Source organism: Micromonospora sp. C97, assembly GCF_018070385.1.
Lineage (GTDB): Bacteria > Actinomycetota > Actinomycetes > Mycobacteriales > Micromonosporaceae > Micromonospora > Micromonospora parva.
The window spans coordinates 1-18,897 of record NZ_JAGPXU010000012.1 but is presented as its reverse complement, the minus strand read 5'-3'; the positions used below and the strand labels follow the sequence as shown (position 1 = coordinate 18,897).

General features: G+C 74.1%; 24 protein-coding genes. 9 read left to right on the top strand and 15 right to left on the bottom strand.

What is annotated here, in order from left to right; translation table 11 throughout:
- Nucleotides 1–11: 11 nt before the first annotated feature.
- Nucleotides 12–257: a hypothetical protein gene (locus tag KBX26_RS17620; protein ID WP_030332759.1), complete on the top strand. Its 246-nt coding sequence runs from the start codon at nt 12–14 to the stop codon at nt 255–257.
- Between the two features lie 58 nt (nt 258–315).
- On the opposite strand, the gene KBX26_RS17615 is transcribed toward KBX26_RS17620, so the two are convergent.
- From KBX26_RS17615 to KBX26_RS17605, 3 genes are read right to left on the bottom strand one after another with little or no spacing between them, the layout of a single operon-like run.
- A complete protein-coding gene (locus tag KBX26_RS17615) occupies nt 316–666 on the bottom strand; it encodes a DUF3140 domain-containing protein (protein WP_030332757.1) in 351 nt (116 codons plus the stop codon).
- Entirely contained in the window at nt 666–881 is a 216-nt protein-coding gene (locus KBX26_RS17610) for a hypothetical protein (RefSeq protein WP_030332755.1), read from the bottom strand. Before KBX26_RS17610 ends, KBX26_RS17615 begins: the two co-directional genes overlap by 1 nt.
- The gene (locus KBX26_RS17605; protein ID WP_030332753.1) at nt 878–3,436 is read right to left on the bottom strand and encodes an ATP-dependent Clp protease ATP-binding subunit; all 2,559 of its coding nucleotides are present in this window, start codon (nt 3,434–3,436) and stop codon (nt 878–880) included. Before KBX26_RS17605 ends, KBX26_RS17610 begins: the two co-directional genes overlap by 4 nt.
- A gap of 140 nt (nt 3,437–3,576) precedes the next feature.
- On the opposite strand from KBX26_RS17605, the gene KBX26_RS17600 reads away from it, so the two are divergent.
- From KBX26_RS17600 to KBX26_RS17580, 5 genes are all read left to right on the top strand, one after another.
- Entirely contained in the window at nt 3,577–3,969 is a 393-nt protein-coding gene (locus tag KBX26_RS17600) for a hypothetical protein (protein WP_030332751.1), read from the top strand.
- Nucleotides 3,970–4,121: 152 nt separating this feature from the next.
- Entirely contained in the window at nt 4,122–4,382 is a 261-nt protein-coding gene (locus KBX26_RS17595) for a hypothetical protein (protein ID WP_030332749.1), read from the top strand.
- Between the two features lie 6 nt (nt 4,383–4,388).
- Nucleotides 4,389–5,525, top strand: coding sequence for a hypothetical protein (locus KBX26_RS17590; RefSeq protein ID WP_210865908.1), 1,137 nt, complete (start codon nt 4,389–4,391; stop codon nt 5,523–5,525).
- On the top strand, nt 5,518–8,196 hold the full coding sequence (locus tag KBX26_RS17585; protein WP_210865907.1) for an FtsK/SpoIIIE domain-containing protein: 2,679 nt from the start codon (nt 5,518–5,520) through the stop codon (nt 8,194–8,196). Before KBX26_RS17590 ends, KBX26_RS17585 begins: the two co-directional genes overlap by 8 nt.
- A complete protein-coding gene (locus KBX26_RS17580) occupies nt 8,193–8,855 on the top strand; it encodes a hypothetical protein (RefSeq protein WP_210859554.1) in 663 nt (220 codons plus the stop codon). The genes KBX26_RS17585 and KBX26_RS17580 overlap by 4 nt, the downstream gene beginning before the upstream one ends.
- A gap of 169 nt (nt 8,856–9,024) precedes the next feature.
- Here KBX26_RS17580 and KBX26_RS17575 read toward each other — a convergent pair whose 3' ends face one another.
- Nucleotides 9,025–10,311 carry a cupin domain-containing protein gene (locus KBX26_RS17575; protein WP_210865906.1) on the bottom strand — a complete coding sequence of 429 codons (1,287 nt, stop codon included), beginning with the start codon at nt 10,309–10,311 and terminating at the stop codon, nt 9,025–9,027.
- A gap of 9 nt (nt 10,312–10,320) precedes the next feature.
- On the bottom strand, nt 10,321–10,626 hold the full coding sequence (locus KBX26_RS17570; RefSeq protein WP_030332739.1) for a hypothetical protein: 306 nt from the start codon (nt 10,624–10,626) through the stop codon (nt 10,321–10,323).
- Nucleotides 10,627–10,783: 157 nt separating this feature from the next.
- Between KBX26_RS17570 and KBX26_RS17565 the strand changes: the two genes are divergently transcribed.
- Nucleotides 10,784–11,563, top strand: a complete 780-nt coding sequence (locus tag KBX26_RS17565; RefSeq protein ID WP_210865905.1) for a DUF72 domain-containing protein — start codon at nt 10,784–10,786, stop codon at nt 11,561–11,563.
- 42 nt (nt 11,564–11,605) lie between these two features.
- Here KBX26_RS17565 and KBX26_RS17560 read toward each other — a convergent pair whose 3' ends face one another.
- The 10 genes from KBX26_RS17560 to KBX26_RS17515 all read right to left on the bottom strand — a co-directional run bounded on the left by KBX26_RS17560 (nt 11,606) and on the right by KBX26_RS17515 (nt 17,436).
- Nucleotides 11,606–12,034 carry a DUF2267 domain-containing protein gene (locus KBX26_RS17560; RefSeq protein ID WP_030332735.1) on the bottom strand — a complete coding sequence of 143 codons (429 nt, stop codon included), beginning with the start codon at nt 12,032–12,034 and terminating at the stop codon, nt 11,606–11,608.
- Nucleotides 12,027–12,212: a hypothetical protein gene (locus tag KBX26_RS17555; RefSeq protein ID WP_030332733.1), complete on the bottom strand. Its 186-nt coding sequence runs from the start codon at nt 12,210–12,212 to the stop codon at nt 12,027–12,029. Before KBX26_RS17555 ends, KBX26_RS17560 begins: the two co-directional genes overlap by 8 nt.
- Before the next feature lie 110 nt (nt 12,213–12,322).
- Nucleotides 12,323–13,195 carry a DUF72 domain-containing protein gene (locus tag KBX26_RS17550; protein WP_210859558.1) on the bottom strand — a complete coding sequence of 291 codons (873 nt, stop codon included), beginning with the start codon at nt 13,193–13,195 and terminating at the stop codon, nt 12,323–12,325.
- A 48-nt stretch (nt 13,196–13,243) separates the two neighbouring features.
- Complete coding sequence (locus KBX26_RS17545) at nt 13,244–13,642, bottom strand: TraR/DksA C4-type zinc finger protein (RefSeq protein WP_030332729.1); 399 nt, start codon at nt 13,640–13,642, stop codon at nt 13,244–13,246.
- Between the two features lie 163 nt (nt 13,643–13,805).
- Nucleotides 13,806–14,468 carry a uridine kinase gene (locus tag KBX26_RS17540; RefSeq protein WP_030332727.1) on the bottom strand — a complete coding sequence of 221 codons (663 nt, stop codon included), beginning with the start codon at nt 14,466–14,468 and terminating at the stop codon, nt 13,806–13,808.
- A gap of 41 nt (nt 14,469–14,509) precedes the next feature.
- A complete protein-coding gene (locus tag KBX26_RS17535; protein WP_030332725.1) occupies nt 14,510–15,115 on the bottom strand; it encodes a winged helix-turn-helix domain-containing protein in 606 nt (201 codons plus the stop codon).
- A 247-nt stretch (nt 15,116–15,362) separates the two neighbouring features.
- On the bottom strand, nt 15,363–15,911 hold the full coding sequence (locus KBX26_RS17530; RefSeq protein WP_210863740.1) for a winged helix-turn-helix domain-containing protein: 549 nt from the start codon (nt 15,909–15,911) through the stop codon (nt 15,363–15,365).
- A 49-nt stretch (nt 15,912–15,960) separates the two neighbouring features.
- On the bottom strand, nt 15,961–16,449 hold the full coding sequence (locus KBX26_RS17525) for a rhodanese-like domain-containing protein (protein WP_030332722.1): 489 nt from the start codon (nt 16,447–16,449) through the stop codon (nt 15,961–15,963).
- A gap of 41 nt (nt 16,450–16,490) precedes the next feature.
- A complete protein-coding gene (locus KBX26_RS17520; protein WP_210865904.1) occupies nt 16,491–16,946 on the bottom strand; it encodes a cysteine dioxygenase family protein in 456 nt (151 codons plus the stop codon).
- Nucleotides 16,947–17,058: 112 nt separating this feature from the next.
- Nucleotides 17,059–17,436, bottom strand: coding sequence for a signal peptidase I (locus KBX26_RS17515; protein WP_030332718.1), 378 nt, complete (start codon nt 17,434–17,436; stop codon nt 17,059–17,061).
- A 109-nt stretch (nt 17,437–17,545) separates the two neighbouring features.
- On the opposite strand from KBX26_RS17515, the gene KBX26_RS17510 reads away from it, so the two are divergent.
- Nucleotides 17,546–17,893, top strand: coding sequence for an ankyrin repeat domain-containing protein (locus KBX26_RS17510; protein WP_247680770.1), 348 nt, complete (start codon nt 17,546–17,548; stop codon nt 17,891–17,893).
- Between the two features lie 31 nt (nt 17,894–17,924).
- The coding region (locus tag KBX26_RS17505; protein ID WP_210865902.1) for a DUF3500 domain-containing protein at nt 17,925–18,897 on the top strand (973 nt) is incomplete at its 3' end.

The window sequence follows — 18,897 nt, the reverse complement described above, 5'->3', positions numbered from 1 at the left end:
ATCTGGCGGACATGACCGACCTCTACCCGCCCGCCGACGACCGCGAACTGCTGCGCCAGGCGGCTGCCGCGCACACCGCCGCCACCCGTGCGGTGGAGGCGTTCCTGCGCCGCCTGCCGACGGTGCCCGACCCGGCCGACGTGACCGAGTACGCGAACCTGCTCACCCGGGAGGACCAGACCCGCGGTGACCGGGACGCCGCCGCCGACGCGGCGGGCCTGACCATCGGCAGCCTGGAGTCCGACAAGGGTCAGTAGCACCACCGCGGCGGTGCCGTCCCCGGCTCGGGACGGCACCGTCGTGGGTGAGCTTCGTTCAGCGTTCGACGAGCGGGTCGTGCCCCAGGTCGAGCAGGGAGTGCCGCCAGGTGTCGTCGGCGTTGCCGCGCGAGGGCTTGGCGTCCATCAGCTCGCGGATGCGCTCGACCGCCTCCCGCATCACCTCGATGTCCTCCGGGGTGAGGTCCACCTTGCGCTTGTTGAGCACCTTGAGGATCTCCCGGCCCGGTTGGGGCAGGTCGAGGTTCGGGTTCGGGCCGAACGAGTCCTCCCCCGAGCCCCGGGTCAGCAGCCAGGTCCGCAGCTGCTCCGACGGGACGTTGACCTCGGCGTGGAAGTCCTCCCAGAGCACTTCCACCTCGGGGTCGAGCCGCGCTTCGCGTACCATCAGGTCTCCTCTTCGGGTGGCGGCCCGGACGTCTCCGGGTCGTCCTGGTCGGTCTTCGGATGCAGGCCCTCCGCGGGCACCCGTGTCCGGCGGGGATTGGCGGTGGGCGGCGCCAGGATCGGGTCGGGATGCTCGTCGTCCTCGTCCCGGGGTTTCGCGGCCTCCGCGGGCTCGTGCGGGTCCTCGTGGTCGTCCCTTCGCGCCGGCCCGCTCATCGCGGGTGGGTGGTCGTGGCGGCGGTGTACCCCCGCTCGCCCGCTGTCACGTCGAAGGTGAGCGCGCCGTCGCGGACGTCCACGGTGACCTTCTGCCCGGGCGAGATCGCCGACTCCAGCAGCATCCGGGACAGGTGGTTGTCCACCTCCCGCTGGATCACCCGGCGCAGCGGGCGGGCGCCGAACTCCGGCTGGTAGCCGTGCTCGGCGAGCCAGTCGATGCCGGCGGTGGTGAACTCCACCTGGAGGTCCTGGGCGTGCATGCGGCGGCGGGTCTCCTCCAGCAGCAGCGCGGTGATGTCGCGCAGCTGCTCGGCCTCCAGCCGGCGGAAGATGATGACCTCGTCGATGCGGTTCAGGAACTCCGGGCGGAAGTTCTCCTGCAGCCGGCGCATGAGCCGCTCCCGCAGCTCGTTGCTCTCCTGCTCGCTGCCCACGTCCCCGGTGCCGAAGCCGACCGAGCGTTGGGCGCCGGTGATCAGCTCGGAGCCGAGGTTGCTCGTCATGATCAGTACGGTGTTCTTGAAGTTCACGGTGCGACCCTGGCTGTCGGTGAGCCGCCCGTCGTCGAGCACCTGGAGCAGGATGTTGAACACGTCCGGGTGGGCCTTCTCGATCTCGTCGAGCAGCACCACCGCGTACGGGCGGCGACGCACCGCCTCGGTGAGCTGGCCGGCCTCCTCGTAGCCGACGTATCCGGGCGGCGCGCCGACCAGCCGACTGACCGTGTGCCGTTCCTGGAACTCGCTCATGTCCACCCGGACCATCCGGTCCGCCTCGCCGAACAACGCCTCGGCCAGCGCCCGCGCCAACTCGGTCTTGCCGACACCGGTCGGGCCGAGGAACAGGAAACTGCCCATCGGCCGCTCCGGGTCGGCCAGCCCGGCCCGGGAGCGGCGGACGGCCTCGGCGACCGCGGTGACCGCGTCGTCCTGACCGACGACCTTCTGGTGCAGGTGACCCTCCAGGCGCAGCAGCCGGTCGCGTTCCTCCTCGGTGAGCTGGCTGACCGGGATGCCGGTGGCCCGGGAGACCACCTCGGCGATCTCCTGCGGGCCCACCTCGGGCACCTGCGAGGAGGACATCCCGTCCTCGCCGTTGGCCTGGCGGATCTGCTGTTCCAGCTCGGCGATCCGGTCACGCAGCGCGGAGGCCCGCTCGTACTGCTCGTCGGTGACCGCCTGTTCCTTGTCCCGGCGTACCTCGTCGAGCTCCTGTTCCAGCTCCCGCACGTCGGACGCGGGGGTACGGGTGCGCAACCGCACCCGGGCGCCGGCCTGGTCGATCAGGTCGATCGCCTTGTCCGGCAGGAACCGGTCGGTGACGTACCGGTCGGACAGCTCGGCGGCGGCGACCAGCGCCTCGTCGGTGAAGCGCACCTGGTGGTGGGCCTCGTACCGGTCGCGCAGCCCCCGCAGGATGGCGATGGTGTCGTCGACGCTGGGCTCGGGCACCAGCACCGGCTGGAAGCGTCGGGCCAGGGCGGCGTCCTTCTCGATGCTCTTGCGGTACTCGTCCAGCGTCGTCGCGCCGATCACCCGCAACTCACCGCGGGCGAGGGCGGGTTTGAGCATGTTGGACGCGTCCATCCCGCCCTCGCTGCCGGCGCCGCCGGCACCGACCAGGGTGTGGATCTCGTCCATGAAGATGATCAGCTCGTCCCGGTGCGCCCGGATCTCGTCGATCACCTTCTTCAGCCGCTCCTCGAAGTCGCCCCGGTAGCGGGTGCCGGCGACCAGGCCGGCCAGGTCGAGTTGGACGACCCGCTTGCCGAGCAGGGTCTGCGGTACGTCGCCGTCGCAGATCCGTTCGGCCAGCCCCTCGACGATGGCGGTCTTGCCGACGCCGGCCTCGCCGATCAGCACCGGGTTGTTCTTGGTACGCCGGGACAGGATCTCCACCGCCTGCTCGATCTCGTCGGCGCGCCCGATCACCGGGTCGATCTGGTCGTTGCGGGCCAGGTCGGTGAGGTCCTGCCCGTACTGGTCCAGGGTGGGGGTGCCGCGGTCCGGCTTCGGCCCGGCCATCGGCCCGCGCTCGGCGTTGGCGGCCTGCAACGACTCGGGTTGGATCCGGCCGGCGGCCAGCATCCGCCCGGCGGGTGACTCCGGGTTGAGCGGCAGCGCCATCAGGATGTGCTCCGGGCCGATGTAGTTGGCGCCCATCGCCCGGGACAGCTGGTGGGCGTCGAGCAGCGCCCGCTTGGCGGCCGGGGTCAACGACAGGTTGGGCGGCACCTCCCCGCGCGGCGCGCCGTCACCCTTTCCGCCGAGGGCGTTGAGCAGGGTGTCCGGGTCGGCCCCGGCCCGGCGTACCAGGTCGCGCAGCGGTTCGCGTTGCAGCGCCGCCCAGAGCAGGTGGTCGGTGTCCAGGTCGCTGCTGTGCCGTTGCGCGGCCCGCCGGGCGGCGTCGGCCAGCATCTCCCGGGCGTCGGCCGTCATCAGTCGGGTGATGTCGACCCGGTGCGGCGGTCGGCGCCCTCCCTCGCCCCGGCCGAAGTACCTGGCCAGGAATTCGTCCCACGGGTCGGAGCCGATGTCACCGGGTCCCATCATGTCTGTCCTCCGCGGTAGGGCTCGGCACGGTCGGCAGGGGCTACCCGGCGCGCGCCCCGACAAACGCCGCAGGTGACGGTGCACCGGCATTCCGGGAGTGGCGTCGGGCCACTGCCGCACGGTGGTGGCAGGCTGGCGGGATGGATGAGACCCCGCTGCTGATCGTGGATGGCGCCAACGTGGTCGGCTCCCGCCCGAACGGGTGGTGGCGTGACCGTGCCGGTGCCGCGGCCCGCTTGCGCGACTCGCTCGCCCCGGTGGCGACCGTCGGGTTACCGGCCCGGCTGCCCGCCCCGGTGGAGGTGGTCCTGGTGGTCGAGGGGGCCGCGCGGGACGTGCCGGGCACCGAGGGCGTACGGGTGGTCTCCGCGGCCGGCTCCGGCGACGACACGGTGGTCGAGCTGGTGGAGGCGGAGCCGCGGCGTCGTCGGCTGGTGGTCACCGCCGACCGGGAGTTGCGCGGGCGGGTGACGGCGCTGGGCGCGGAGGTGTACGGGCCGCGCTGGCTTCGCGAGAACCCGACCAGCAACTGAGAAATTCTCGCACTGGGACTCCCACAGATCGGACTCCCGGCACTTCCGAGGGCCTTCCGGACAGGCGGGCAGGAACACCGACAGGGCGGATGTTCTTTCCCGACCGCCGATAGGCTCTAATGGAGATCTCCCCGCCCCCAGGAGGTTTCGCCGTGGCGAGCGTCGCCGAGCTGAAGGCTGCCATCGATGTCGCCCTCCAACAGATCGGAGACGGACAGACAGCCGTGCAGGCGGCCGGCGAGAAACTGTCCGAGGCCCAGCAGACCCTGGCCGGGGCGCTGGAGGGCAGCGGGCACGAGACCGTCGAGGCGGCCCAGGCCTCGCTGACCCAGGCCAGCCAGGAGCTGGAGGAGTGTCTCGCCGCGACACTTGTCGCGGTGGAGCAGGCGCAGCTCTACGTCTCCACCCTGTAGGCCGTCATGTCCATCATCGAGGATGTCGGCGGGCAGGTCCGTGCCGCCACCGAGGAGTTCCCGCACGCCCTGCTCGGGCAGGCGCTGGAGAAGTTCGGCCTGGCCGCGGAGCGGCTGCGCTGGGTACGACAGGAGTCGGCCAACCCGATGGGGGTGCCCGAGCTGTCCGCCGCCACCGAGCACGCCGAGAGCGCCGGCTACGCGCTGCGGGTGGCGCAGGAGCAGCTGTCGGCCTACCTGACGGCGATCGGGCTCGGCGCGGACGGCGGCCCGGCCCCCCGCCCCGAGCAACGCGCTCCCCGACACGACACGCCACCGGCGGCCGGGCCCACCGCCGTGGCACCGGAGCCGGCCGAGCAGGTGCGCATGCGCCGCTGGTGGTCGGTGCGGGTGGCCGAGCTGACCGGCGGGCGCGAGGGCACCGACGACGAACCCGACGAGCGGGTGGGCGACTCCCAGGAGTTGCTGCGCCGGGTGGCGGGTGGGGTCCGCTCCGGCGACCGGGACCGGCTCCGCACGGAGCTGCGCCGGGCCTCCGCCGACGTGGGGCTGGGCATGGCGGCGCTGGCGCCACCGCTGCTGCGCGAGCTGGCCGGTGAGCTGCTCGGGCACCCGCCCCGCGCCAGCGACCTCGGTCGGCTGCGCGGCGAGTTGGACGGGCGCGTCCGTGACCTGCTGCCCGGGCTGCCGCCGCCGGTGCTGGAGACGCTGCTGACCCGGGTGTGCCGGATGCCGCCGCCGCGCTCCTCCGGCGAGCCGCCGCACGCCGCCGACTCCGCGGTGACCGCCGGGGTGGCGACCGGGCTGTTGCTCGCCCGCCTCGGGCGGGACCTGCCGGCCGGCGGCGCGAGAGAAGCCGGCGGCGCGAGAGAACCGGCGGGCGCGGGTCCGCGAGGCGACGCGGGGCAGCCGGCGCGCACCGGGCAACCGGCGGGCGCGCAGCGACCGGGTGGGACCGGACGGCCAGCGGTCGGGGTTCCCCGCCCCGGCGGTGCGGTGCAGCGGCCGGGCACGCCCGCCGCGCAGCGCTCCGGTGGCCTGCCGCCGCGCCCGGACGGGCTGTCGCCGCGCCCCGGCGGGCCACCCCCGCGCTCGGGCAGCCCGTGGCGGGACGCGCCGACGCGTCGGGGCTCTGATGGCTGACCGGCGCGGTCAGCTGGCCAGCCGGGTCCGGGACACCCTCGCCGAGGCGCTCGGCGCCACCCGTACCCGGCTGTCCGCCGCCCACGCCGAGCTGACCGCCGGCCGGGAACGACTGGCCCGGGTCCAGCGGGCGGCCGCCGCCGTACCGCAGCGGGTGGGCGCCCAACGCGACCGCCGCATCGCCGAGATCGACGCCCGCTACTCGGCCCGGATCGCGGAGCTGGCCCGGCGGGCCGCCGACGCGGCCCGGCAGGAGGCCCCCGGCTGCGCGGGGGCCGACTGGGCCGGGTGGGCGCCGACGCCCGCCCGCCGGGCCGAGCCGCCCGGCGCGCTGCGGGTCGGCACGGTCGGGATCGACGGCGTCGACCCGGTGCCCGCGCTGGTGCCGCTGCTCGACGCCGGGCACGTCCACCTCTCCGGAAACGACCGCGCCGGCTGCGACGCGGTGGTGGCCGCGTTGCTGCTGCGGGCCGTCGGTCGCGCCGACCCCGGGGCGGTACGACTGATCGGGTACGACCCGGACCAGCTCGGCGGTGGTCTGGCCGGGTTCGCCCCGTTGGGCACGGCGGGGCTGCTCACCTTCGTCGGCCCGGGCGGGTTGGGTCCGCTGCTGGACGACCTGGTGGAGCAGATCCGCCGGATCAACGAGACGGTCCTCGCCGGGGAGTACGCGTCGCTGCGCGAACTGGCGGCGGCGACCGGTCGACGACCCGAACCGTGGCGGGTGGCGGTGCTGCTCGGCGGGGAGGAGCTGAACCGGCACGAGCGCGGGCAACTGGACCGGGTGGTGCGTGCCGGCGCCGCCTGCGGCGTACACCTGGTGGTGCACGGTGCGCCGTTGCCGGAGGACCCGACGGTGACCCGGGTGGTGGCCGAAGCGTCCGGCGCGCGGATCGGCGGTTCGGCCGGGCTGCCGGTCCGGCTGGACCCACCGCCACCGGCGACGCTGGTCACCGAGACCTGCCGGGACGTGGCCGCCCGGGTGAACGCGGGCCCGCCGCCGACCCCCTTCACCGACCTGCTGCCCCCGCCCGAGCTGATGTGGCGGGAGGACTCCGCCGACGGGTTGACCGCGCCGATCGGTGAGGGCCCGCACGGCCGGCCGGTGCGGGTGACGCTGGGCGACTATCCACCGCACGCGCTGATCGGTGGGCCGTCCGGCACCGGCAAGACCAACCTGATCTTCGCCTGGATCGGCGCCCTGGCGGCCCGCTACTCCCCCGCCGAGCTGGAGTTCTACCTGCTGGATTTCAAGGAGGGGGTTTCCTTCGCGCGGTTCGCGCAGGGCCGGCGCGACCCGAGCTGGTTGCCGCACATGCGCCTGGTCGGCATCAACGTCAACACCGACCGGGAGTTCGGGCTGGCGCTGCTGCGCTTCCTCGCCGAGGAGTTGCGCCGACGCGCCGACGCGGCCAAGAAGCACGAGGTGACCAAGCTGGCCGAGCTGCGCGCGGTCGACCCGACCGGGCACTGGCCCCGCATCGTCGCGGTGGTGGACGAGTTCCAGATGCTGCTGGCCGGCCGGGACGTGGTCGCCCGGGAGGCGGCCGACCTGCTGGAGGACCTGGCCCGGCGCGGCCGGTCCCAGGGCATCCACCTGGTCCTCGCCTCGCAGGACGTACGGGGCATCGAGGCGCTGTGGGGCCGTCCCGCGCTGGTCGCCCAGTTCACCCTGCGCATCGCCCTGCCCAAGGCGTTGCGCATCCTCGCCGAGCGCAACGACGCCGCGCAGTCCCTGCCGCGTTGGCACGCGGTGGTCAACGCGGAGTCGGGCATGGTGGAGGGCAACGAGGTCGCCCGCATCCCGTCCGCCAGCGACTGGGAGACCTGGAGCGGGTTGCAGCACCGGCTGTGGCGGATGCGCGCCCCCGACGCGGCGCCCGCCCGGCTCTTCGACGGCGACGCGATCCCCCGGCTGGGCGACGCCCCGGACTTCCGGGCGCTGGCCGCGCCGCCGGACGGGAGCGCGCCGCGTAACCCGGTGGCGCTGCTCGGCGAGATCATCGACGTGCAGTCCCGCTCGGCGGCGCTGCGGCTGCCGCGCGCCCCGGGCCGCAACCTCGCGGTGCTCGGCACCCGGGTCGACGAGGCGTGCGCGGTGCTGGACGCGGCGGCCCGGTCGCTGGCCCGCCAGCACCCGCCGGGCACCGCCCGGTTCTCCATCGCCTGCCTCGACGCGGACGCCGACCCGGTCGCCCGCGCCCTCTACGACGACCTGGCCGACGACGCCGCCTGGTACGACGAGGAGACCGTCGGCGAGCTGATGGCCGAGACGGCCGACGGGCTCAGCGGCGGCCCGGGGAGCCCGCACTACCTGCTGTTGTTCGCAGTCGACGCGGCAGCGGGCGCGCTGGCAGTCCGGGCGGGTCGGCGGACCGGTCTGGAGCAGCTGCGCCGGATCCTGCACGACGGGCCGGAGCGGCGCACGCACGTGCTGGCCTGGTGGCGGGGTGTCGCCCGGATGCGCGCCGACCTGGGTGGGCCGGCCGCCCGCACGGACCAGATCGGCGCGTGGGTGGCCCTGGACGCGCACGGCGGGGAGCTGGGTTCCTCGCTTTACCCGGGCACCGGCGGCCCGGACTGGTATCCCCGCCCGTGGCGGGGCCTCTTCTTCGACCGGGCGGTCCACCGCACCGGACAGGTGATCATCCCGTATGGACCGACACGATGAACGAACCGGTGACCAGCGAGACGTACGCGGCGCAGCTGCGGCGGCTGGCCGACCTCACCGCGCGGGTGCGCGAACAGCGCGCCGAGGCGCACACCTGGCACGAGCGGCAGTGCGCCGCCGCCGAGCGGGCCGTCGCCGACGCGGCCGAGCAGCTCCGCAGCGCCGAGGAGGAGCTGGTCGCCGCCCGTGAGCTGCAGGAACGGGTCGACGCCGAGGTGGCCCACCTGTGGCAGCTGGTGCGTTCGCGCCTCGGCGCCCGTCGCCTGGGCGGCCCGCCCGCCCCGGCCAACGGCGTCGGGGCCACCGACCCGGTGCTGCTGCTCGCCAAGGCCCGCGACCTGCTGGACCGGGCCGGTCAGCCGGGCGAGCTGCCGGGCTCGGTCAACCCGCTGCTGGCGCTCTGCGGGGTGGCCGGCGGGGTGCTGGCGTACGCGCTGGGTGCCGGTGCCCGCGCGCTCGGTGTCGGCTACGGCGGCGACCTGGCGGTCGGTCTGCCGGTGCTGGCGCTGGTGGTGACGCTGCTCGGCCCGCTGGTGGGTCTGGTGCCGGCGCGGGTGCTGGCCGACCGCCGGCACGCGGTGCTCGGTCCCCGGCCGATCACCGTGGTCTTCGGTGCCGGTCTGCTGACCACCGTGCTGCTGCTGGTCCTCGGCCGCTGACCCCGCGTGCGGCGGTCCCGCCGGCGCGGGGCCTCCCGCCGTGCGCGCCCCGTCGTGATCGACTCGGCTTCCTGGAAACCGCGCTGTCCCTGCCTCCCGGACACCGCGACTTCCTGAAAAGCGAGTCGATCACGGCCGGGACCGCTCGATCACGGCCGGGACCGCTCGATCAGCCGGTCAGAGCCGGGACGAGCACCGCCTCGCGGAGCAGCCGTCGGGCCAGGGTGACCCGGTCGGCGTCGTCGGGTAGACCCGGCAGGTCACCGACCCGGGTGACGGTGCCGGTGAGCAGGGCGCGGGCGGCCGGCTCGCAGCTCGCCGGCAGGGTGATGGTGCGAACCAAAAGCCGCACCGCCACCGTCTCCGGATCGTGCGGCACCAGCTGCCAGCGCAGGCCCGGCCGCAGTGTGAGCCGGGAGTCGGCGTCCAGGGTGGCCAGCGCGTCGGCCTGGGCGAGCGGCCGGATCGGCGCCGGGCGGGCGGCCGGCCAGGCGCGCTGGCGCAGCCGCGCGGCGACCGCGCCCGGGTCGGCGCGCAGCAGCCAGTCCCGCAACGCCTCCACGGTCTCGGTCAGCTCCGGCTCGATGGCGTCCGGGTCGGCGACGTCGATGCCGAACGGCAGGCTGGCCCGCAGCCGCTGGTCCTCGGCGGCCAGCGCCAACAACTCCTCGACCAGGGCGTAGCGGGTGAACGCGCGGATGCCCACGGTCAGGTGCAGCGAGCTGGCGTCCTGCGCCTGCGCGCTGTGCAGCCACCCCCGGGGCAGGTAGAGGGCGTCACCGGGGGCGAGCACCACGTCCAGCGCGGCCGGGCCCTGTGCGGTGGCGGCAACCTCGTCGGCGCGGCCACCCCACTGCTGCTTCTCCAGCGGGTCGGGCAGCACCGGCGGGTGGATGCGCCAGTGCTTGCGGCCGTCGACCTGGAGCACGAACACGTCGTGGGTGTCGTAGTGGGTGGCGAAGCCCTGACTGCCGGCCGGGGTCAGGTAGGCGTTGATCTGCAACGGCTGGTTGAGCGCGAGGCCCAGATCGCGGGCGAAGTCGACGAGCGGTGGCCAGATCCGGTGCAGACCCTGCAACACCAGGGTGGCCCCGGAGGCGTACTGCTCCAGGACCCGCTCGTCGAGGACCTGGTCGCCGATCTCGGCGCCCGCACCGCCGCCGCCGGTCCAGCGCGACGCCGCGACCAACTGGCCGTCCTTGGCCACGCGCAGGAACGGGGTACGCAGACCGCGCCGACTCAGCAGTTCGTCGGCGTCGGCGGGGCTGAGCAGGTCGGTGAAGCCGGACGGGTCGGGCAGGTCGGCGGCGCGCGAGAGCAGCGGGGTGTGCCCCCAGTGCGCGGCGGCGAACTTGGCCGGTTCGACCGAGACGCAGCGGGCCAACGCGGCGGTGGCCTCGGCGGACGGAACCGCCGGGCGGCCGTGGTGGCCGCCCGGCGGGTCGAGGTACGTCATGGCGTGCCGCTACCGGGCGCTGCCGTCAGCGCCACCGTCCTGCTGGCCCGGGGTGGCACCGCCGTCGGCGGGACCCTCCGCGCTGCCGTCAGCGCCACCGTCGTGCTGACCCGGGGTGGCACCACCGTCAGCGGGACCCTCCGCGCTGCCGTCAGCGCCACCGTCGTGCTGACCCGGGGTGGCACCACCGTCAGCGGGACCCTCCGCGCCACCGTCAGCACCACCGTCGTGCTGACCGGGGGTCGCGCCACCATCGGCCGGGCCCTCCACGCCGCCGCCGCCAGTGGTCTGCATGTCGTCATCGTTGAGTGCCATCGGTACTCCCTCGGGTGTGCCGCCCCGCCGTGCGCCGGGGTCCGTCGTGCTGCGGGTGGTACCCCACGCGCGATCTTCTCTAACCCTCACCGTAGACGCCGAACCGGGGCGACACGGGCGGTTCGCGAGCGGCGGCGCAGAGTGCCAGGATGGGCTGGTGATCGTGGTGGGCACGTCCGGCTGGCAGTACCGGGACTGGCGCGGCCGTTTCTACCCGCGGGGTCTGCCCCAGCGGCTCTGGCTGGAGCACTTCGCGGCCGGGTTCGCCACTGTCGAGGTCAACAACGCCTTCTACCGGCTGCCCGAGCGGGACACCTTCGCCGCCTGGCGGGCGCGGACCCCGGCGGACTTCTGCGTGGCGGTGAAGATGAGCCGCTACCTCACCCACATCAAGCGACTGCGCGACCCGGCGGAACCGGTGGCCCGGTTCCTCGACCGGGCCACCGCGCTCGGTGACCGGCTCGGCCCGGTGCTGCTGCAGCTCCCACCGAACCTGCGGGCGGACGTCGAGGCGCTGGACGCGACGCTGCGACTGTTCCCGGCGCAGGTGCGGGTCGCTGTCGAGCCCCGGCACCCCTCCTGGTGGACCGACGCCACCCGGGCGGTGCTGGAACGGCGTCGGGCCGCGCTGGTGTGGGCGGACCGGCTCGGACGGCCGGTCGCCCCCCGCTGGCGCACCACCGACTTCGGCTACCTGCGGCTGCACGAGGGGCGGGCGCGGCCCTGGCCCCGCTATGGTCGCGCCGCGCTACGGTCCTGGGTGCGCCGGCTGACCGACGACTTCGGCCCGGACGAGCCGGCGTACGTCTATTTCAACGACGATCCGGGCGGCGCGGCGGTCGTGGACGCTGTCGCGTTCGCCGCGCTGGCCCGCCGGGCCGGGCACCCGGTGTCGCGGGTGCCCACCGCTGCCGAGGCGGCCGGCACCGACGACTGAGCCCGCCCGACGACGGTCGGGCGGGCCCACGCTGTCAGGCCGTCACGGCATCATCACCGCGAGATCCCTGGGCATGGTGTCCTTCACGTCCTGCCACTCACCCTGGGTGACGTGGCGGCGCAGCGTGTCCAGCACCACCTGCGTCACCCGCTCCGGGCCACCCTCCGCGTCGTACGGGAAGCCCTGCCGCACCTCGTAGAGGAAGTCGTCGCGGTTGAGCTTGATCGGCACGTCCGACGGCACCCAGCCGTCGAAGTAGATACCCCGGACCAGCACCGGCAACTGCTGGGCGAACTCCACGCTCTCGTTCACCGGCAGCCGGTCGCGCAGCAGGTGCAGCACCGTGCGCAGGGCCGCGTACGACTGGTTGCGTCGCTCCTTCGGCCAACCGTAGGCGTCCTCGATGTCCTTGAGAATGATGTTCGTCTTGTCCAGCGAGGACTCGAACGCCGAGATCATCGAGTCAGCCATTGGTCGACCCCCGTTCCGTGGTGTCCCACCGTCGGTCATCGGCGCGGCGCGGCGGCCCCGCCGGCCCACGGCGGGCCCGCACCGGGCTGCCCTGCGGTGCTCGCCGGGCGTTGTCGGCCGAGCCGACCACGTGCAGGACGGCACCACGCCGTCGATCCGTCACCAGTCGAACCGTCATCCCCGTCACCTCCGTGTCGTCTCCGGCGTCGACCGTCCGCGGACGGCCGTACCCACGCGTCCACCCTCGCCGCGCGGCGGGTGATGCGGCACCACCCGAATCGGGTGAGGTCAGTCCACGTCGAGGAGACCGGCGAGGGTCTTCGCGTTGGTCTGCGCATAGTCGCGGTAGCAATTGTTCATGAGAACGTGGGTCTGCCCGGCCTCGTCGGCCAGCTCGCGCAGCTTCGGCGCCCAGTCGGCCAACTCCCGCTTGGAGTAGTGGTAGCCGAACTTCTCGTGGATGTCCTTGCTGGTCCACTTGTCGCTGTGGCCGTGGAAACGCATCACCGCGAGGTCCGCGGTGGCGGCCAGCACCGGCGGCAGCGACGAACGATGGCCCTGCGGCATGTCCACGCACACGTACGGCAGGTGGTGCTCGCGCAGGAAGGCCAGGGTCTCGTCGGCGTTGTCACCGTCGAACCAGGAGGCGTGCCGGAACTCGTACACCGGGCGCAGGGGCGCGCAGCGCTTCGCCACCTCCAGCAGGTACTGCTTGTTGGCCCGCTTGATGGTGAACCAGGGCGGGAACTGGAACAGCAGCGCACCCAGTTTGCCGGCCTCTACCAGCGGGTCCAACGCGGACAGGAAGCGCGTCCACACCTCCTCGTACGACTGCGCGGGCAGGTCGTCGGGGTAGACGTTCTTCTTGTCGGTCTCGGGGCGCAGGTCCTTGTAGAGCGCGCTGACCCGGGTGGGGTGCCCGGTGAGCAGGCTGAACGCCTTGACGTTGAAGGTGAAGCCGGGCGGGGTGCGCTCGGCCCACAGCCGCGCGGTCGCCTCGGCCGGCGGGGAGTAGTAGGTGGCGTCCACTTCGACGAGTGGGAACTGCCGGGCGTAGTACGCCAACCGCTTCTCCGGGGTGTCTGCGGTCTGCGGGTACCACCCCGAGTCCAGCAGTGTGCGGTCGGTCCAGGACGCGGTGCCCACCAGGATGTCACCCATTGGTGCAGTCCATCGCGTCGCGGACCGACCGGCAACCGCTGGCGTGGCTCAGGCCGCCCGCCGCTCGCGCGTCTGCTTGCACGTCACGCAGGTGGTGGCGGACGGGAAGATCTCCAACCGCTCCACCGGGATCGCCGCCGAACAGCCCTCGCACCAGCCGTAGGTGCCCTCCTCGAGCCGGCCGAGGGCGTGCTCGTACTGGGCGCGGCGGTCGAGGATGGTGCGCAACAGGGACTGGGCGGTGTCCCGCTCGGCCGTCTTGGTGCCGCTGTCGGCCTGGTCGTCGCCGGCGGTGTCGCCGACCTCCACCAGCCGCAGCACCTGGCTCTGGAGCACCGCCTGGTCGTACTCGCCGGTCAGCTCGTCGTAGCGCGCCTGGAGCGACTGCCGGATCTGGTCGATCTCCGTCTGGGACCGGGTCGTACCGACCGTGTCGTGGACGAGCATCGCTGCCTGCCTTTCTGGGCCTCTGCCTCAAGCTGAACCGGATGCCGGCGGCACGGGGCCTCGGTCACGGTCGCGTTCGGTGCGCGGGCGATCACCCGCGCTCTGTGAGCCGGGCGAGTACCCGCCCGATCAGCCGCGCAAACCGACAGATTCTCGGTTGTTGTCAGCCGTCCTGGTCGGGCTCCACGAGCGCCGGTCGGCGGGGGTCGTCGGCGCGTACCACCACGTCGGCGAAGCTCGCCGGGACGACCTCCTCGGCGTACCTGTCGAAGGCCGGCAGCGCCCACTCCTGGGCTGCTTCGGTACGCCGGCGCAGTGCCGCCGGGGACAGCTCCAGGTGGACGGTCACGTCGAAGGGCAGGCCGCCGCCGAGCAGCAGGGGGCCGCTGACCAGGACGACGCCGCCGGGTGCCAGGTCGACGTAGCGGGCGCGGCTGGCCCGGTCGGCGTCGGCGTCCCAGAGCGACGGGAGCAGTCGGCCGCTGCCGCCCGGACCGGCCGGGTCCAGCACCTCGCGGCGCAGCCCGGCCTCGTCGACCCATGCCTCGTAGAAGGAGTCCGGGTTGGTGCGGCCCAACTCGAAGCGCAGCGACGCCGGGCGCAGGAAGTCGGTGGCGCGGACGTGCAGCACCGGGTGGCCCTGGGCGCGCAGCGGGTCGACGAGCGCCGCGGCCAGTTCGTCGGCGCCGGCGGCGGGAGCGCCGTCCACTGCCACCCGTAGCCGCGCGGGCCCGGCGGCGGCGCTCGCGACGCGGGTGGCCGCGTCGGCCAGCCGACCGGTCAGCTCGGTGACGAGCAGGTCGGGCGAGATGGGGCGGATGCGCACCGGACCATCCTGCCCCGCGCCGGGCGGCTCGGCGACGCCGGTCAGCCGGTGCGGTCGATGGTGACCCGGGCGTCGTCGGCCAGCCGGTAGCCGACGCCGTAGACGGTGGTGACCAGCGGAACGTCCACGCCGACCTTGCCGCGCAGCCGACGCACGTGCACGTCGACGGTACGCACGCCGGCGTGCTCGTAGCCCCAGACGGCGTTGAGCAGTTGCAGCCGGGTGAACACCCGACGCGGGTGCGCGACCAGGTGCAGCAGCAGGTCGAACTCCAGCCGGGTCAACGGCAGCGGCTCGTCGTCGCGCAGCACCGAGCGCGACGACGCGAGGATGTGCAGGGCGGGAATGGTCGGGCTCATCGGGCGGGCCGCCGACCGGGCGGCGGGCGCCTGGTCGGGGCGGCGTTCGGCCGGGACCGAACCGATGATCACGCCTTCGCCCCGTTCCAGCATCTCCCGAGCGGCCTCGAGCAGCCGCCGTGCCGCCGGGGTCAGCGACTCCTCACAGGCCAGCGGGATGGACAGCGTCACGGTGAGCACGGGCGCGGCGGTGTTCGCCGGGCGACGCTGCCCGCCGGGAGGTCGACCGGGCACCGCGGGCTGGGACGTATGCCATCCGGCGCGCGACGAGGCGGGGCTGACCGACATGGTCCTCCTTGGGCTGGTCCGGGTATCTCCCCACGGCCCGGGACGCCGCTTCATCGATGCTTCCCGGCGCCTGGGCGAGGGTCAAGAGGCGGCTGCGTTGCATGAATGTGACAATTGACGAACACATCGGAGCCAGATGCTCGCTCTGCGTACGAGGCCTGATGATTACAGCAGAGTCGCCGAGATGCCCCGATACGGGGGTCCCCGACCGGTTCACCAGGCCGGTCACGTGCCGCCGGACCAGCGCTCAGCCGCTGTGGTCCACGCTGATCGCCGCCGCGTCGGCCAGCCGGTAACCGACCCCGTAGACCGTGGTGATCACCTCCGAGCCGGCCAGCTTGGCGCGCAGCCGACGGACGTGCACGTCCACAGTCCGGGCCACCGCGTGCTCGTAGCCCCAGACGCTGGAGAGCAGTTGCAGGCGCGTGAAGACCCGGCGCGGCCGCTCGGCCAGGAACAGCAGCAGCTCGTACTCGATGCGCGTCAGCGCGATGACGTGGTCGCCCCGGCGGACCGTCCGCGACCCGGCCAGGATGCGGACATGGTCCTCGTCGGCGGACGGCTCGGCGGCGTCGGGAGGCGGGACCGGGTGCGGCCCCGGCGTGGCGTCCCGCACGGCACGCAGTTGACCCTCCCCCGACTCGGCCAGCTCACCGAGCAGCTGCACCAGCCGGGCCAACCGCGGGCTCAGCGGCCCCGGGGCGAGGTCGAGGGTGATGGTCAGGGTCGGGCCGGTGCGCGGGCGGGCCGGGCGTACCCCAGGGTGGCGGCGGGTGGGGATGGCGACGACGGACATGGTGCCTCCTGAGTGGCGGTGGGCCGCCACGCCGGGTGTGGCGTGACGGTCAGCGGCGCGTCCGGCCGGCGTTGACCGGGGACGCGTGGGGTGCGCGGTGGTGCAGGGGGGTCGGGCCGAGGGCGGGCAGGCCGGCGATCCGCCAGGCCGCGAACCCACCGACCACGTCGGTGGCCCGGTGCAGGCCGACGTCCTGCAACGCGGCGGCGGCCAGCGACGAGGTGTAGCCCTCCTGGCAGAGGATCACCACCGGTACGTCGTAGTCGACGGCCTGCGGCAGCCGGGCTGGGCAGCGCGGGTCGAAGCGCCACTCCAGCACGTTGCGCTCGACGATGAGCGAGCCCGGCACCACGCCGTGCGCGGCCCGCTGGGCGGCCGGGCGGATGTCGACCAGCAGCGCACCGCTCCGGTACGCCAGGTGCGCCCGCTCCGGGTCCAGTCGGCGCAGCCGGGCCCGGGCGGCGGCCAGGATCTCGTCGATGCCCCGGGAGCCCGGCGGCGGCACGGGGGCGGGACAGTGCTCGGCGGTCATCTGCATTCTCGGTTCCTTCCGGTGACAGGGGATCTCGGTGCGCCGACCTACCAGGACCGGCCGGCCTCGGCGATCTCGGCGACCCGCAGCCGACCGTCCCGCAGGTGGTAGCGGGTCATGCGCAGCAGTGCCGGTCGGTAGACGTGCACGCTGACCGCCGGGTCCGCGCCCCGGTTGGTCACCTGGTGCACGTGCCGGGGGCCGAAGCGCCGGCCGGCACCGGCGGGCAGCGGTCGGGGGCGGAGGCGGCCGGCGCTGACCGTCTCCTCGGTGAGCACGCCGGCGACCACCCGGAACGCTCCGGAGGAGCCGCCGTGGTCGTGCAGGTCGGTGCCCTGCCCGGGCAGCCAGCTCAGCGCCCACACCTCGTGCTCGTCGGTGACGGCGAGGCGGGCGTACCAGCGCTCGGCGGGGTCGAACCGCAGCGCCACCGGCCAGCCGGCCGGGTCGGCCCACCCGGCGGCAACGGTGAGCAGGTCGGGCTCCGGACGGTGGTGCGTCATGGCGGTTCCTCGCGGGTCGTTCGGCGGGGTGCCCTCGTACTCTAGACGGCAAAGCCTATAGGTTTAGTAGGTAATTCCGCCTGGTGGGACGCCGGTCAGCCCCACGGGTCGATCAGCGCAGCACGGGCGGGTCCACCCGGTAGCCCGGCAACGACGGCCACCGCACTGTCAACACCACCGACGCGCTCTCGGCGAACCAGGAATGGTCGACCCCACGAGCCCACACCACGTAGTCGCCCGGCGCGGCCAGCCGTACCGTCCGGTCCGGCAGCTCCACCCGGAAACACCCCTCGACGAGGACGAGCAGCGTGGTGCGCAGCTCGCCGGTCGCCCACCGCGACCGCGCCTGCCCGGGCGGATGCACACCCCACTTCACCTCGACGTCGGTGCTGTGCCGGATCTCTCCCGGCGGCGCGAAATGCCCGAGCAGCCAACCGGCGTTGGTGGCGCCGTCGACACCCGCGTTGCCCACGTACACCGTCTCACCCATCGGATCCCTCCCCCAGCGCGCCGGCCGAGCAACCTATCAGCAGCGGTGCGACTAACCTGGGGCGGTGACCGAGGACCTCGACGCCGAGACGCTGGCGTTCGCGCACCGGATGTTCGACCTGGCCCGGGCCGGCTCCACCGACGAGCTGGCGGCACAACTCGACGCCGGCCTGCCGGTCAACCTCACCAACGACAAGGGCGACACGCTGCTCATCCTCGCCGCGTACCACGCCCACCCGGACACGGTGGCCGTCCTGCTCAGCCGCGGCGCCGACCATACCCGGGCCAACGACCGGGGTCAGACCGCGCTGGCCGCGGCGGTCTTCCGCAGCAGCACCGAAGCGGTCCGCGCGCTGCTCGCCGCCGGCGCCGACCCGGCACACGGCAACCCGTCGGCCCTCGAAACCGCGCGCTTCTTCGACCTGCCGGAGATGACCGAGCTGCTGCGCGTCGGCTGACACCGGCCCGGCCTGGCGGTATACAGGGGCGGTGGAAGATCCCCTGCCGGAGCAGATGCGGGCCGCCGGCACCGCGCTGCTGACCGCGCTCGACCCCGCCGCCCGCGAGCGCGCCGCGCACTCGTTCGACGACGAGGCGGCCCGCCGCTGGCTGGAATACCGGCCCCGACCCCGACCGGGCGTCTGCCTCGCCGACCTCGACGTCACCGCCCGCAAGGCCGCGCACCGGCTGCTGGCCACCGCGCTCAGCCCCTCGGCGTACGCGCAGGCCATGGCCATCATCTCCCTGGAGGAGGTGCTGGACCGGGCTGAGGGCTGGCAGCGCGGGCGGCACAGCGCCGACTACTGGGTGGCCGTGTTCGGCGACCCGGCGCGCGACGACCGCTGGGCGTGGCGACTCGAAGGCCACCACCTGTCGGTGAACATGACAGTGGTGGACGGTCAGGTCTCCCCCGCGCCGATCTTCTTCGGCGCCAACCCGGCCGCCGTCCGCTACGCCGGCCGGCCGGTCTCCCGCCCACTGGGCGTCGAGGAGGACCTGGCCCGCGCCCTGCTCGACGCGCTGGGCCCGGCCGAACGGGCCGCCGCCATCATCGCCGACGAGGCGCCGGCGGACATCATCAGCGCCACCCGTGGGCGGGTCGACGGGCCGCTGGAGCCGCTCGGCGTACCGGCGCGGCGGCTCGGACCGACCGGCCGCGCGCTGCTCGACCAGGTGGTCGCCCTCTACCTCGACCGGCTGCCGCCCGAGCTGGCCATCCGGGAGGCGACCCGACTGGACGCCGGCGCGCTGCACTTCGCCTGGGCCGGCCCGACCCAACCCGGGCGGCGGCACTACTACCGGGTGCAGGGCGACGACCTGCTGATCGAGTACGACAACACCACAGCGGACGGCAACCACGCGCACACGGTGCTGCGCCGCCCCGCCAGCGACTTCGGCGCCGACGTCCTGGCCACCCACCACCACACCCACCCGCACCTGACCCCCTGGACATGCGCCGATC

Excerpts from the sequence above, each read along its gene's own strand:
- KBX26_RS17620 (WP_030332759.1), top strand. The coding sequence starts at position 12 with ATGACCGACCTCTACCCGCCCGCCGACGACCGCGAACTGCTGCGCCAG.
- KBX26_RS17615 (WP_030332757.1), bottom strand. The coding sequence starts at position 666 with ATGGTACGCGAAGCGCGGCTCGACCCCGAGGTGGAAGTGCTCTGGGAG.
- KBX26_RS17610 (WP_030332755.1), bottom strand. The coding sequence starts at position 881 with ATGAGCGGGCCGGCGCGAAGGGACGACCACGAGGACCCGCACGAGCCC.
- KBX26_RS17605 (WP_030332753.1), bottom strand. The coding sequence starts at position 3,436 with ATGATGGGACCCGGTGACATCGGCTCCGACCCGTGGGACGAATTCCTG.
- KBX26_RS17600 (WP_030332751.1), top strand. The coding sequence starts at position 3,577 with ATGGATGAGACCCCGCTGCTGATCGTGGATGGCGCCAACGTGGTCGGC.
- KBX26_RS17590 (WP_210865908.1), top strand. The coding sequence starts at position 4,389 with ATGTCCATCATCGAGGATGTCGGCGGGCAGGTCCGTGCCGCCACCGAG.
- KBX26_RS17585 (WP_210865907.1), top strand. The coding sequence starts at position 5,518 with ATGGCTGACCGGCGCGGTCAGCTGGCCAGCCGGGTCCGGGACACCCTC.
- KBX26_RS17580 (WP_210859554.1), top strand. The coding sequence starts at position 8,193 with ATGAACGAACCGGTGACCAGCGAGACGTACGCGGCGCAGCTGCGGCGG.
- KBX26_RS17575 (WP_210865906.1), bottom strand. The coding sequence starts at position 10,311 with ATGACGTACCTCGACCCGCCGGGCGGCCACCACGGCCGCCCGGCGGTT.
- KBX26_RS17570 (WP_030332739.1), bottom strand. The coding sequence starts at position 10,626 with ATGGCACTCAACGATGACGACATGCAGACCACTGGCGGCGGCGGCGTG.
- KBX26_RS17560 (WP_030332735.1), bottom strand. The coding sequence starts at position 12,034 with ATGGCTGACTCGATGATCTCGGCGTTCGAGTCCTCGCTGGACAAGACG.
- KBX26_RS17555 (WP_030332733.1), bottom strand. The coding sequence starts at position 12,212 with ATGACGGTTCGACTGGTGACGGATCGACGGCGTGGTGCCGTCCTGCAC.
- KBX26_RS17550 (WP_210859558.1), bottom strand. The coding sequence starts at position 13,195 with ATGGGTGACATCCTGGTGGGCACCGCGTCCTGGACCGACCGCACACTG.
- KBX26_RS17545 (WP_030332729.1), bottom strand. The coding sequence starts at position 13,642 with ATGCTCGTCCACGACACGGTCGGTACGACCCGGTCCCAGACGGAGATC.
- KBX26_RS17535 (WP_030332725.1), bottom strand. The coding sequence starts at position 15,115 with ATGTCGGTCAGCCCCGCCTCGTCGCGCGCCGGATGGCATACGTCCCAG.
- KBX26_RS17530 (WP_210863740.1), bottom strand. The coding sequence starts at position 15,911 with ATGTCCGTCGTCGCCATCCCCACCCGCCGCCACCCTGGGGTACGCCCG.
- KBX26_RS17525 (WP_030332722.1), bottom strand. The coding sequence starts at position 16,449 with ATGCAGATGACCGCCGAGCACTGTCCCGCCCCCGTGCCGCCGCCGGGC.
- KBX26_RS17520 (WP_210865904.1), bottom strand. The coding sequence starts at position 16,946 with ATGACGCACCACCGTCCGGAGCCCGACCTGCTCACCGTTGCCGCCGGG.
- KBX26_RS17515 (WP_030332718.1), bottom strand. The coding sequence starts at position 17,436 with ATGGGTGAGACGGTGTACGTGGGCAACGCGGGTGTCGACGGCGCCACC.
- KBX26_RS17510 (WP_247680770.1), top strand. The coding sequence starts at position 17,546 with ATGTTCGACCTGGCCCGGGCCGGCTCCACCGACGAGCTGGCGGCACAA.